Here is a 13,064-nt window from a genome sequence, read left to right on the forward strand (position 1 = left end):
AGCGTTCCGGCGTTCACGGTGCACGGACCTTGACGGTGCACGGACGTTCACGGGGCGCGGCGGAGAACGACGAACGGGGAAGTGATGCACAGCAGGAGCAGCACCATCCGGACCGGCAGGGCCGTCGGCGCGGTCGCCGCGTTGCTCGCGGGGGGCCTTGTGCTCGGCGCGTGCTCCAGCGGGGGCGGCGACGGCAAGACGGGCAAGGAGAGTTCGCCGTCCGCCGGCGGCTCCGTGTCGCTGCCCAGGCTGGACGGCGCGCATCTGGAGATCGCGGCCGTGTGGACCGGGCAGGAGCAGACCAACTTCAAGAAGGTGCTGGCGGAGTTCGAGAAGCGGACCGGCGCGCAGGTCACCTTCGTGCCCGCGCAGGACCCGATCATCAACTTCCTCGGATCGAAGATCGCGGGCGGGCAGCCGCCGGACATCGCGCTGCTGCCGCAGCCGGGCGCCATCAAGCAGGCCGTGGACAAGGGCTGGGCCAAGCCGGTCGGGCCGGACGCGCTCAAGGAGGTCCGGAAGAACTACTCGCAGGGCTGGCAGGACATCGGGAAGGTGAACGGCAAGCAGTACGGCGTCTATTACAAGGCCGCCAACAAGTCGCTCATCTGGTACAACGCCAAGGTCTTCGAGAACGCGGGCGCCAAGGAGCCCACGACCTGGAAGGACCTGCTGACGACCGCGCAGGCCGTCTACGACTCCGGGGTCACGCCCTTCTCGGTGCCGGGCGCGGACGGCTGGCCGCTGACGGACTGGTTCGAGAACGTCTATCTCTCGCAGGCCGGGCCCGAGAAGTACGACCAGCTCGCCCAGCACAAGATCAAGTGGACCGATCCCTCGGTGAAGCAGGCGCTTCAGACGCTGGCGCAGATCTGGGGCAAGAAGGACTATCTGGCGGGCGGGCAGGACGGCGCGCTCCAGACCGAGTTCCCGAACTCGGTCACCCAGACCTTCACCGGCGGCGACCAGCCGAAGGCCGCGATGATCTACGAGGGCGACTTCGTGCAGGTCAACATCGGTGAGACCAAGGCGAAGGTGGGCACGGACGCCAAGGTGTTCCCGTTCCCGGCCGTCGGCTCCACCGCGCCCGTGGTCTCCGGCGGTGACGCGGCGGTCGTCCTGAAGGACTCCAAGGCGGCGCAGGCCCTGATGACCTTCCTGGCCTCCCCGGACGCGGCCACCATCCAGGCCAGGCTGGGCGGCTATCTCTCGCCGAACAAGAACGTGCCGATCTCGGCGTACCCGAACAGCGTCCAGCAGAAGATCGCCAAGTCGCTGATCGCGTCCGGCGACGACTTCCGCTTCGACATGTCCGACCAGGCCCCGCAGGCGTTCGGCGGTACCCCCGGCAAGGGCGAGTGGAAGGACCTCCAGGACTTCCTGAAGAACCCGGGCGATGTCGCGGGCGCCCAGGCCGCGCTGGAGAAGGACGCGGCGGCCGCGTACGGAAGCGGGAGCTGAGCCGGCGATGGCGTCGGCAGCGGCGGCCGGGGCCCCACCGGGTCCCGCCGCGTCCCGCGCGCGCAAGAGCGTGACCGGCACCCGCAGGACGGTGGCGGTGCTGTTCCTGCTGCCCGCCCTGGTGCTGCTGGGCGCGCTCGTGGTCTACCCGATCGGGTACTCGGTCGTCCGCAGCTTCGGCACCAACTCCGGGCACGGGTTCGCCGGGTTCGACAACTACAAGACGGTCTTCACGGACGACGGCATCCTCACCGCCCTGAAGAACAACGTCATCTGGGTGGTGTTCGCGCCCGCCGTCTCCACCGCACTCGGACTGATCTTCGCGGTGCTGACCGAACGGGTGCGCTGGGGAACGGCGTTCAAGCTGGTCGTCTTCATGCCGATGGCGATCTCGATGCTCGCGGCCGGGATCATCTTCCGGCTGGTGTACGACCAGGACCCGGGCAAGGGCGTCGCCAACGCGGCGTGGGTGTCGGTGCACGACACGTTCGCGCGGTCCTCGGCGTTCCCGATGGCCCACCCGGGCCGTGAGTCGCCGCTCGTCCCGCAGAGCGGCGGCTTCGTCACCAAGGCCGCCGTGCACACCGGGCAGCCGGTCGCCCTGCCGCTCGTCGGGGTCGCCCCGGACAAGATGCCCGGCGACGCGCACCGGGCGGCGGCCGCGCACGCCGAGCCGGGCAAGGTCACCGGCACCACCTGGCAGGACTTCACCCGCGGCAAGGGCGTGGGCCGGCTCGGCGTGCCCGATCCGTCCGAGCTGGGCTATCCGGGGATGCGGATCGAGGCGGTGAAGGACGGCAAGGTCGTGGCCTCGACGAAGGCGGCGGCGGACGGCACCTTCACGCTGCCCGCCGCGGCTGACGGAGCCCGACTCAGGCTGCCTGCGGGCAACTTCCGGGAGCCGTACAACGGCGTCGAATGGCTCGGCCCCTCGCTGGTCACCCCGGCGATCATCGGCGCGTACGTCTGGATGTGGGCGGGCTTCGCGATGGTGCTGATCGCGGCCGGACTCGCGGGCATGCCACGGGAGTTGCTGGAGGCCGCGCGGGTGGACGGCGCCAATGAGTGGCAGGTGTTCCGCAGGATCACCGTGCCGCTGCTCGCGCCGGTCCTCGCGGTCGTCGCCGTCACCCTGATGATCAACGTCCTCAAGGTGTTCGACCTCGTCTACATCATCGCCCCCGGCTCCTCCCAGGACGACGCGAACGTCCTCGCCCTGGAGCTGTACCGCAGGGGCTTCGCGGAGGGCCAGCCGGGCGTGGCGAGCGCGATCGCGGTGTTCCTGCTGGTGCTGGTGATCCCGGTGATGCTGTTCAACATCCGACGGCTTCGGCGGGAGGTACGACGATGACGGCACTCGCCACCGATACCCGCGGGACGACCCCGCCCGCATCCCCGGCCCGCCCCTCACTCGGCGCCCGGATCACTCACGCGCTGGGCGGCCCCCTGGTCCGCGTCCTCCTCGTCCTCGTCGGCCTGTTCTGGCTGGTGCCGACCATCGGCCTGCTGATCTCCTCGCTCCGCTCCCCCGACGACATGAGCGCGAGCGGCTGGTGGACGGTCTTCACCAAGCCCTCCCAGCTGACCTTCGGCAGCTACCAGAAGCTGCTGGAGAACGGCGACATCACCCACTCCCTGCTGAACACGGTCCTGATCACGGTCCCGGCGACCGTCCTGGTCGTGGTCATCGGCTCGCTCGCCGGATACGCGTTCGCCTGGATGGAGTTCCCGGGCCGGGACTGGTGGTTCCTCGGCGTGGTCAGCCTGCTGGTGGTGCCGGTGCAGGTGGCACTGATCCCGATCGCCGAACTCTTCGGCAAGATCGGCCTGTTCGGGACGATCTTCGGCGTGGTCCTGTTCCACACCGGCTTCGGACTGCCGTTCGCGGTGTTCCTGCTGCGGAACTTCTTCGCCGAGATCCCCCGCGAACTGCTGGAGGCCGCCCGCCTGGACGGCGCCGGCGAACTGCGCCTGTTCGCCCGCGTGGTGATGCCCCTGGGCGGCCCGGCCATCGCGAGCCTCGGCATCTTCCAGTTCCTGTGGGTCTGGAACGACATGCTGGTCGCCCTGGTCTTCACCAAGTCCGGCACCCAGCCGATCACGGTCGCCCTCCAGACCCAGGTCCGCCAGTTCGGCAACAACATCGACGTCCTGGCCCCCGGCGCCTTCATCTCCATGGTGATCCCGCTGGCCGTGTTCTTCGCGTTCCAGCGGCAGTTCGTGTCGGGGGTGATGGCGGGGGCGGTGAAGTAGGGGCTCTTGGAGACCGGGCAGAGACGTACGGCACGTCAGTTCTCGCGGAGCCCCTATCAGGCGAGAACCTGGCCGAGGACATCTCGGGGACGGCCACCGAGGGCTTGGTGCAGGGCTTCGGCCCTGGACCGGATCAGGCCGTCACGGTAGGGGCCTGGGAGGCGGTCGAAGATCCCGACCGCCATCTCGGCCGCCGTCGAGGGATCACCGTCGAGGCGCAGACAGGTGGCGGTGTCCATCGCGATCAGGGCCCGGGTCATCACCGAGGGGGAGGCTGTGAGGTCGAGGGCGTCATCCTGGGCCGAGTAGGCGGCCTCGGTATCCCCGAGAAGGGTGTACGCCTGGGAGAGATGCACGAAATGCTTCTGGGCCGGGTAGCCGAGCCATGTGTCGGCTGCCTCGTTCTCGTCGAGACGCTCGATCAAGGACCGCACATCCGCGACCGCCGTCCGGGCTCCCTGGCGGTCGCCGATGGCGGCGAGGGAGCGGGCAGTCACGGCCGCTGCTAGTGCTCCGGCCGCGATGGGTGTCCGGCCGGCCGCTCTGCGGGCTCGGGCGGCGATGCGTACGGCCACTTCGGGGGCACCGTAGTTCAGCGGCACCATCGCATGCCGTGCCAGCACCCAGGCGGTCATCCTGCGGTCACCAGATTCCCGGGCTGCCTTCTCCGCTGTCGCGAACCAGCGGAAAGCATCCTGTTTGTCGCCCCGGTCATGCTGAACGATGGCGACCAGACCGGCGATCCCTGCGGCGGTGCGGGCGAGATCAGCACGTGCGCGGGCCAGGTGGGGCTGGTTGAGGACTTGTCCGAGGAGCACGAGATCCGCCTGCATCTCGGCCAGGACTTCGTCGGGGGCCCGGCCGCGGTAGCCACCTCGATGCCGCTCGAACGCCGACTCCAGGTAGGCCAGGTCACCGGTCCCGGTCTCCATGAGAGCCCCGTCGATGCCCTCGCGGGCCTGTGCGATGCCAGGCAGCGCCGTCACGCCTGCCGCAACGGCGGCCACTCCGAGAAACCTTCGTCGTTCCACGTCCTCTTTCTCCCTGCGCCGGCTGCGTCGGTGCTGTCGCGATGCGGCGACTGCCCGCTGCACATCCGCGACGCTCAACCCGAATGCTCGGGCGATCGTCTCGTGCCAGTCCGGGACCGGTAACCGCTTCTCCAGTTCCCACCGTTTGATGTTTTCCCAGTCGAACCAGCGCCCGCCCTGGGCCTGTTGAACGACCTGGGCCTGTTCGTCGCGGGTGCGTCCGGCGTCTTCGCGGATCGTTCGCAGTAAGACGCCGATGCCGTCCGGGGCCACCATGGCACTTTCCCTCCGTCGCCGTCGGGTGAGGACCTCATCCTGGCCCCCCGGAGCGGCCCCCTGCCGGAAAGCGCACCCCTTCCTGGCCCCTCATTTCTTGTGTTCCCCGGCAGTTCAATGGGCGAACGCCGCCGAAGCACATGGAGCAGCTGCCGACGTCGAGCGTTCGGGTCTCGATTCCGTGGCTTCGGTACGTCGTACGGCCGTGACGCGAGAGGCTGGGCCAGCACTACCGGTACACCGAGGAGCAAACGATGAGCAACGTGCTGACCACCGATCACCCCGCCTGGCAGACGTACGAGGACGGTACCCACGCGCGTGCCGTCCGTACGGCCTCCGGCATCTGGATCGTGTCCCATGATCGGGACGGCCTGCACATGGCGTGCGTGGACGGCACCGAAGACGTCAAGCCCGAGTTCGTCGCCACCGATCCCGCGCACCTCCCGTCGGCCGCCCCGGTGTCCCTCCGTGAGGGCCTCATCGGGCTCGGCGTCACCCAGCGCCTGGCGAACCCGTCACTGTGGGACGCGATCAGCACGGCGATCCTGCGGCAGGTCGTCCGCGCCGACCAGGCCCGGAAGCTGTACCGCAACTGGTGCAGCGTCTACGGCACCGCCGTTGCAGGCCCTCACGGGCCGCTCGCCGTGGCGCCTACTCCTGACGCCGTACTTGCCCTGACCGGTGAGCAGTTCGCGGAGGTCGGGGCGAAGTTCCACCGCAATGCCCTGCTGGCGGCGGCAACGGAGTACAAGCGGAACCATCGCGACTGGGAGTGCCTGAGCGCCGGTGCCCTGGCCATCAGCCTCACTCGCATCTCCCGCGTCGGCCCCTGGACCGCTGCCGCGGCGGCGGCGGACTTCACCGGCGACTTCAGCGTCTACCCGCATGACGACCTGGCCGTGCGCACCTGGGCCGCCAAGATCGCCCCGGCCTTCGCCTGGCCCGGCAAGAAGGACAAGGCCTTCGGCCCGCTGTGGACGGGCTGGGCCGGTACCGACCGCGCCGCCCTGCACACCCTCACGCTCGCGACCCTCTCCTGGGGGACGCACGCCCGATGACATGGAGGACCGATGCAGCAGTTACCGCTGATCGCGGGCGCCGACAACCTGCACACGCTGGACGCCCTGTTCATCAACGCGCCGCTGCGTGACTACACCCTGCGGCCTCGGACCAACGACTACACCCTGCCCGTGCTCGGCATGGCGTACATCGCCACCTACGCCCAGCTCAGCGGCTTCAATGTGGGCGTGCTCGACGCAGAGGCGCACGGTCTGGGTCTCGAAGAGACCGCCCGGATCGTCAACGAGGCCGCGCCCCGCTGGGCTGCCATGAACCTCCTCGCGCCCACATACGAGATGTCCGCGAAGATCGCCGCCCTGCTCGATCCGGGTATCGCCCTCATGGTCGGCGGCCATCATGCCAAGGCCATGCCGGACCGCATCCTCGCCGACCCTCGCATGCGGCACCTGCGCGCACTCGTCCTCGGTGAAGGAGAACTCCGAGTCACCGCCCTCCTGGAGGACGAACGGAACCGGCGTGCCCTGCCGGGCGTCCTGTGGCGCGACCCTCTGCTCGGTACCCGGGCCGCCGGTATCACCGACCCCAAGAGCGGCGCGACGCTGCTGGGTCCCGACATCAACAGCCTGCCGTACGTCAACCGTGCCTTTCTCTCCCAGGATCCCTACCAGGCCGCGCCGACGCCGGATCGCCCGGTGGCCGGCACGCAGCCCTGGATCGCGCGGCGCCATACCGCCAGGCGTTGGGAGGCAAACATCGTCGGAAGCCGTGGCTGTCCCTACAACTGCACGTTCTGCGGTGCTGCCGTGTCCGCCAACCCGGACGTCGCGATCCGCGTGCGGTCCCCCGAGAACATCATCGGTGAGCTGGACCAACTGCACGAGGAGTACGGCGTGACCGCCTTCCGCTTCGTGGACGACCTGTTCCTCGGCGCGGGCCGGGTCATCGATGAGCAGATGCGAGCTTTCACCCACCACAAGATCGGCGACCGGTACGTGTGGGACGCCACCGGCCGGATCAACGTCCTCGACCGACTCACCGACACCGACCTGGACCGTCTCGTCACCAACGGGCTGCGCGAAGTCGCCCTCGGCATCGAATCCGGCAGTGACCGCGTTCTGGCCGCGATGGACAAGCGCATCACCGCCGAGATGACCGAACGCGTCGCACGTCGGCTGGTCTCCCACGGCATCGGGGTCAAGGGGTACTTCATCCTCGGCTTCCCCGGCGAGACCAGAGCGGACCTGGGTGCCACTGTGCAGCACATCCGCAACCTGTGGGCCATCTCCGATCAGTACCCCGGCGACCTCCGCGCCAGCGTCTTCGAGTTCCGCCCCTACCCGGGCACGCCGGTGTGGAAGACCCTCACCGAAGAGGCCGGCTACCAACCGGATGATCTGCTTGCCTACGAGGACGTCGACCTCACCCACAACGGCGCCGACGAGTCCATGCGTCAGCGCGACGAATTCAACTTCAGTGTCGGCATCCAGTTCGGCGACGTTCCTCTGAACGAGGTCCGTGCCACGCTCGCGATGCTCACCCGAGAACAGCACGAACGGAACCGGTCCGGGATGGAGACAGCCGCATGACCGGAGACCGCACCGGCTTCTTCATCAGCATCGACGGCCCGAGCGGCGTGGGAAAGTCCACCACTGTCCGGGAGCTGCGCGCCCTGCTCTCCGCGCGGGGTGTCCCTGCTCAGTGGACGGTCGAGCCGCCCCGTGGTGACTTCCTCGGGGACTTCACCCGTACACACGGTCCGCAGCTTCGGGGCATTGCCCTGGCCTGCCTCGTCGCATCCGCCCGGTACCGGCACGTCGAGACCACCATCGACCCGGCGCTCACCAATGGTCGGCTGCTCATATCCGACAGGTACGTCGCATCGTCCCTCGCCCTCCAGCGGCTCGACGGCGTACCGGTGGAGTTTCTGCTTCTGCTCAACGAGGAGGCACCGCATGCGGACTTGGCAGTGATCCTCACCGCCTCCCCCGGCACGATCGCGGACCGCGTCGCCAAGAGCGGCCTCACCCATCGCTTCCGAGCCGACCCCGAAGCACCAGTCCGTGAGGTCGAGCTGTACGACGACGCTGCGGAAATCCTCGAAACCCTCGGGTCCAAGGTGCTCGTCATCGACACCACTGAGATACCTCCATCGGAGGTCGCGCGCCGAATCGCCGACGCGATCCCCGCCCTCCCACTACCGTCGGGGGCCTCAACCACCACCCCGACCCCCCAGGAACCATGAGCGGACAGCCGGCACAGCCCATCATCGACACTCACGTTCTTCTCCTCGACGGTGAGAAGATCCTGCTCTCGCAGAGAGGCGGCCCCTACGGCTACCGCCGGTGGCACCTGCCTTCCGGGAAGCTCGACCGGGGCGAAACCCTCACCGCCGGGGCGGCCCGCGAGCTCTTCGAGGAGACCGGCGTCACGACCGACCCCGGCCACCTGGAACTCCGGCATGTCGTGCAGCACCGGCAGGAGGACGGTTCGGAGCGGATCGGGTTCTTCTTCGTGGCCACCGAATGGACGGGAACACCCGTCAACAAGGAGCCCGAGAAGTGTCTCGCCCTCCAGTGGTTCGCCACCCATGACCTCCCCGAGGACATCATCGAGTACCCCTACGCGGGCCTGCACGGCTGCCTCGATCCGTCCAGCGCCCTGACGCTGCACGGGTGGCAGTAGCCACCACACCAGCCGATTGGCTCTGATGGCCCACCGTGTGGAAGGCATCGGCGAGTGATACGCAGTCCGAGCCGACTCTCGTCAGATCTCGTACAGGTGGTGCGGGATCCGCCCGCTCCCAGACCGCTTCGAAGGCTGCGGAGCACAGCTTCACGGCTTCCGGGTCCGCGGTGATCTCGTCGTCCACCACCACGCCGTCACCTGAGAAGTGGTGCACCCGAAGCAGCGCACCGCCGAACAGCAGCCACCGCACTTCCTCACCGGCCGTGACATTGGCACGGGTGACGAAGTGCTCCCACCGGATGTAGTCCGATACCGGCTCCGAGATCACCCGGGCCCGGCGAATCGTCACGCCCCGGGCCACGGTGTCAGTGATCAACTGATCGTAGGGGTGCCACCAGGACTCACGGTCCTCCCAGTCGATCCGCTCACCCCGCTTCCACGCCTCGAAACGGTCCGTGGACGCGTAGGAGTCACGCAACTCCATGTGGACGGCGGACCGCTCGCACTGGCCAAGCAGCTCAGCGAAGCTGGGAACGCTCAACGGCATCACTTTGAACGCCCCCCTGTCTGTCCATGGCCATGGTGACGTGCCGCCCGAATCGCTCGAAGCCCGAACTTGATTGCCCGATCAGGTAGTTACCTGAGGCCGAAACAGTGGCGGCTCGCACACAGGCCGGGCCTCTCCTTCCCCGAGCAGCCTCGATCCGCGACAAATTCGAGGGGACGTTCCTCATGAGCCCCCCCCGAACACCGACCCCGTGCATATGCCGATATCCAACAGAACGTCACGCCATCGCGTGTGACAGGCCACATGCCGCCCGCCGAGTGACAGGCTGGCTCCGTGATCAAGACCGAGGATCTGACGCACCGGGCCGTCCGCGACTTCGTGGCGGCGTTCAATGACCAGGACGACGACGCGCTGCGGTACGCCGCCCCGCACTTCACCTGCACTGTCGGTGATCTGCGTGCGCTGCGGTCGCACTTCACCGCCTTCGTCGCCGTCGAGGAGCAGGACGAGGGGCTCACCCTCGACGGGTTCGCGGCCCATGGAATCCAGCCGATGTCGGCACGGTGGGCGTTCACGGTCGGCGGCGGCCGTGTGGAGCGGCTGGAGGTCACCCCGGACGTGCCGGTCTCCTCCCCGAGGATGGGCGAGGTCCTGGCCGAGCTGCGCGAGAACATTCCCGCCCGGGCCACCGCCGCCAAGTTCGCCCGCGTCCGCGACAAGGACGGGCACACGCATCCCAAGGGCACGGCCCGCCGTATGCGCCTCGGAGACCACCTCTTCGTGCACGAGTGGGACACGGGCGCGGCCGGGAGCGTCGACTGGATCGTCACGGGCGAGAAGGCCGACGACGACGTCTTCCGGTCCGTACGCAGCCCCTCCTCCGGCGACCACGACGACCGCGGCGGCGGTCACCGGAAGGTCGCCAGCGTCTCCTCCCACCTGAAGCTGGAGCTCGGCTGGGACGGCGACGGCTACCAGAAGGCCACGGTGTCCTACTGGGCCAAGCCCTACCACTGGGACGCCGTCAAGTGGTGCACGGAGCGGCTCACCCTGTCCGAGGAATACATTCCGAGGATCACCGGAACGCTGACCCTCACCGGCCCCGACGACACCGCCGTCAGCACCGAGGAGATCACGATCAGCGGCGGCCGGCCACCGTACGAGCGCACCTTCTCCCGGGAGTTGGAACTCAGAGACCTGATCCCCGGGACGTACACCCTCGCCTTCGCCGAAGCGGCCAAGAGCGGCGGCACGGGGGCCAACAGGGGCCAGGACCACGTCGCGCTGACGGACCACACCGTCACCTTCACCGTCGGCGGCTGACCGGCCAGCCGCCGCACCCTTCCTGACCGGCGCTCATGGGTACGCGCGTCGGCGGTCACCGGACACGGGACGGCCGCCGCGCGTTCACCGGGCATCCCCCGAATGCCGTACGGCCCGTAACCCCGTCACCCTTTCGGCCGTTCCCGGGCAGAACGCCCGCGCCGTCAGACCCATGGATGTCCCGTGCCCAGGTTCAGTGTCATCGTCCCCGCGTACCAGGTCCAGGCGTATCTCCCCGAGTGCCTGGACTCCGTGCTGTCGCAGTCGTACCCGGATCTCGAAGTGATCGCGGTGGACGACGGTTCGCCGGACGCGTGCGGCGAGATCATCGACGAGTACGCGGCCCGGGACCCCCGGGTCAAGCCGTTACACCTGGCCGAGAACCGGGGGCTCGGCCGGGCCCGCAACGCCGGGATCGCGCAGGCCACCGGGGAGTACCTGGTCTTCCTGGACAGCGACGACACCCTCACCCCGGGCGCGCTCGCGGCGATCGCCGAGCGGATCGAGGCGACCGGTGGGCCGGATGTGCTGGTGTACGACTACGAGCGCACGTACTGGGACGGCCGGCGGGTGCGCAACCATCTCGCGGCCGAGCTGAGCGAGTGGGGCCGGGCGCCCTTCCGGCTCACGGACCGGCCGGGGCTGCTGCGGGTGCTGATGGTGGCCTGGAACAAGGCGTACCGGCGGGAGTTCGTCGCGGCCGAGGGCTTCACCTTCCCGCCCGGCTATTACGAGGACACCCCCTGGACCTTCCCGGTGCTGATGGCGGCCGGTTCGATCGCCACCCTGGACCGGGTGTGCGTGCACTACCGGCAGCGCCGCCAGGGCAACATCCTGTCCACCACCAGCCGTAAGCACTTCGATCTGTTCGACCAGTACGAGCGGGTCTTCGCCTATGTCGCCGACCACCCCGAACTCGCCTCGTGGAAGCCCGAGTTGTACCGGCGGATGATCGACCACTACGGCGTGGTGTTCACCCGTCCCGGACGGCTGCCGCGCGGCAGCCACGGGGAGTTCCTGCGCCGGGCCCGCGACCACCACCGCCGCTACCGGGTGCCGAAGGCGCGGCTGCGGCGCCGGCATCTGCTGATCCGGTTCGGGCTGCACCGCACCTTCCGCGCCCTGCGGTACGTCGCCGCCGCCCGCCGCCGTCTGCGGAGGCTCGTACTGGGCCCGGCGCGCGCCGTGCGCTCCGCCGCGCTGCGGCTGCACTACCGGATCCAGCTGCGGCTGCCGCTGCGGCCCGAGCGCGCGGTGTTCGCCGTCGAGGGCGGGTACGGCGGCGACCCGGCCGCGCTGGAGGAGGCGATGCGCCGGTACGCCCCGCATGTGCGCTCCACCTGGATCGCCGACCCGGCGCACCCGCGCCCGCTCCCGGCAGGCCCCCGCCTCGTCGTCCCCGGCACGGCCGCCCACTGGACGGCGCTCGCCCGCTCCACCTACCTGTTCGGCGACGCCCACCTCACCCGCGGACTGCGCAAACGGGAGGGGCAGATCCTCGTGCGCACTTTTGGTGGAACACCCTTGGGTCATACGGGACTTGACCTGGTGGAGCGGCCCGCGGCCGTCCCCGGCGCCGACCCCGTGGGCCTGCTGCGGGACGTCGACCGGTGGGACCACGTCATCTCCGGCAACCGGCACTCCACCCTGACCTGGCAGCGGGTCCACCCCGGCCGCTGGACCACGCTGGAGTACGGCAGCCCGCGCACCGATGTCTTCCAGCGGGCCACCCCGGACGACGTGGCCCGGCTGCGCGCCACCCTGGGCATCCCCGCGGGCGCGGTCGCGATCCTCTACGCGCCCGCCCGCCGCGACCACCGCCGCACCCAGCACCTCCCGCTGGACCTGCCGAGGCTCGCGCGCGGTCTCGGCTCGCGCTTCGTGCTGCTCGCCCGCACCCACGGGGGCGTGCCGGTCGAGGGCCCCCGGGTCATCGACGTCTCCGCGCATCCCTGTCCCGAGGGCCTGTGCCTGGCCGCGGACGCGCTGCTCACCGACCAGTCGCCGCTCATGTTCGACTACGCCGGGCTCGACCGGCCGATCGTGCTGCACACCGGGGACTGGGCGGCGTACACAGCGGTCCGCGGCGCCTATGTGGACCTGCCCGGCGCCCCGCCCGGCGCGATGGGACGCGACGAGGACGAACTGATCGACGTGTTCACCGAGGGCCACTGGAACGGCGCGCGGGCCGCGCTGCTGCGGGCCGCGTTCCGGGAGCGGTTCTGCCCGTGGGACGACGGGCGGGCCGCCGAACGGATCGTACGGCACATCGTGCTGGGCCGCACCGAGCCGTCCCCGGTGGTGCCGCTCGGCGAGCGCCGCCCGGTGCGCTCCGCCATGGCGAACACCCCGTACCCGGCGCGGTCCCCGCTGGCCACCGTGCCGCATCCGACCGGCCCGCGCCCCGTCACCAGGACCGCCGAACACCGTTGACCCCTCCGGGAGTTCCCCTGCCCCTCGGCTCGACACGGCCCGCCCCGAGCCGCCCGCCCACCTGGCGCCCGGCG

10 protein-coding genes and 1 pseudogene are annotated in these 13,064 nt (G+C 69.7%); 9 read left to right on the forward strand and 2 right to left on the reverse strand.

The window, feature by feature from the left end:
- Window positions 1–84: 84 nt before the first annotated feature.
- The 3 genes from AB0N90_RS34700 to AB0N90_RS34710 are packed head-to-tail and all read left to right on the forward strand — an operon-like array spanning window position 85 to window position 3,714.
- Window positions 85–1,461: an ABC transporter substrate-binding protein gene (locus AB0N90_RS34700; RefSeq protein WP_365203173.1), complete on the forward strand. Its 1,377-nt coding sequence runs from the start codon at window positions 85–87 to the stop codon at window positions 1,459–1,461.
- Between the two features lie 7 nt (window positions 1,462–1,468).
- On the forward strand, window positions 1,469–2,812 hold the full coding sequence (locus AB0N90_RS34705) for a sugar ABC transporter permease (RefSeq protein ID WP_365203175.1): 1,344 nt from the start codon (window positions 1,469–1,471) through the stop codon (window positions 2,810–2,812).
- The gene (locus AB0N90_RS34710) at window positions 2,809–3,714 is read left to right on the forward strand and encodes a carbohydrate ABC transporter permease (RefSeq protein WP_365203177.1); all 906 of its coding nucleotides are present in this window, start codon (window positions 2,809–2,811) and stop codon (window positions 3,712–3,714) included. Before AB0N90_RS34705 ends, AB0N90_RS34710 begins: the two co-directional genes overlap by 4 nt.
- A 56-nt stretch (window positions 3,715–3,770) precedes the next feature.
- Here AB0N90_RS34710 and AB0N90_RS34715 read toward each other — a convergent pair whose 3' ends face one another.
- On the reverse strand, window positions 3,771–5,021 hold the full coding sequence (locus AB0N90_RS34715) for a transcriptional regulator (protein WP_365203178.1): 1,251 nt from the start codon (window positions 5,019–5,021) through the stop codon (window positions 3,771–3,773).
- Window positions 5,022–5,275: 254 nt separating this feature from the next.
- Here AB0N90_RS34715 and AB0N90_RS34720 point away from each other — a divergent pair, with 254 nt between their 5' ends.
- Genes AB0N90_RS34720 through AB0N90_RS34735 form a run of 4 tightly spaced genes read left to right on the forward strand, consistent with a single transcriptional unit; the run spans window position 5,276 to window position 8,723 of the window.
- Window positions 5,276–6,079 carry a hypothetical protein gene (locus AB0N90_RS34720; RefSeq protein WP_365203180.1) on the forward strand — a complete coding sequence of 268 codons (804 nt, stop codon included), beginning with the start codon at window positions 5,276–5,278 and terminating at the stop codon, window positions 6,077–6,079.
- A 12-nt stretch (window positions 6,080–6,091) separates the two neighbouring features.
- On the forward strand, window positions 6,092–7,627 hold the full coding sequence (locus AB0N90_RS34725; protein ID WP_365203182.1) for a radical SAM protein: 1,536 nt from the start codon (window positions 6,092–6,094) through the stop codon (window positions 7,625–7,627).
- Window positions 7,624–8,283 carry a dTMP kinase gene (locus tag AB0N90_RS34730; RefSeq protein ID WP_365203184.1) on the forward strand — a complete coding sequence of 220 codons (660 nt, stop codon included), beginning with the start codon at window positions 7,624–7,626 and terminating at the stop codon, window positions 8,281–8,283. The genes AB0N90_RS34725 and AB0N90_RS34730 overlap by 4 nt, the downstream gene beginning before the upstream one ends.
- On the forward strand, window positions 8,280–8,723 hold the full coding sequence (locus AB0N90_RS34735) for an NUDIX domain-containing protein (protein WP_365203186.1): 444 nt from the start codon (window positions 8,280–8,282) through the stop codon (window positions 8,721–8,723). The genes AB0N90_RS34730 and AB0N90_RS34735 overlap by 4 nt, the downstream gene beginning before the upstream one ends.
- A gap of 81 nt (window positions 8,724–8,804) precedes the next feature.
- Here the strand turns inward: AB0N90_RS34735 and AB0N90_RS34740 are convergent.
- Window positions 8,805–9,273: pseudogene (locus tag AB0N90_RS34740) on the reverse strand (DUF6879 family protein).
- Window positions 9,274–9,567: 294 nt separating this feature from the next.
- On the opposite strand from AB0N90_RS34740, the gene AB0N90_RS34745 reads away from it, so the two are divergent.
- Together AB0N90_RS34745 and AB0N90_RS34750 are read left to right on the forward strand one after the other, a co-directional pair.
- A complete protein-coding gene (locus tag AB0N90_RS34745; RefSeq protein WP_365203187.1) occupies window positions 9,568–10,557 on the forward strand; it encodes a hypothetical protein in 990 nt (329 codons plus the stop codon).
- A 183-nt stretch (window positions 10,558–10,740) separates the two neighbouring features.
- Window positions 10,741–12,990 carry a bifunctional glycosyltransferase family 2 protein/CDP-glycerol:glycerophosphate glycerophosphotransferase gene (locus tag AB0N90_RS34750; protein ID WP_365203189.1) on the forward strand — a complete coding sequence of 750 codons (2,250 nt, stop codon included), beginning with the start codon at window positions 10,741–10,743 and terminating at the stop codon, window positions 12,988–12,990.
- Window positions 12,991–13,064: the final 74 nt, after the last annotated feature.

Origin of the sequence: Streptomyces sp. NPDC093018, from assembly GCF_040684035.1 — a bacterium.
In the GTDB taxonomy this organism is placed as follows: domain Bacteria; phylum Actinomycetota; class Actinomycetes; order Streptomycetales; family Streptomycetaceae; genus Streptomyces; species Streptomyces murinus.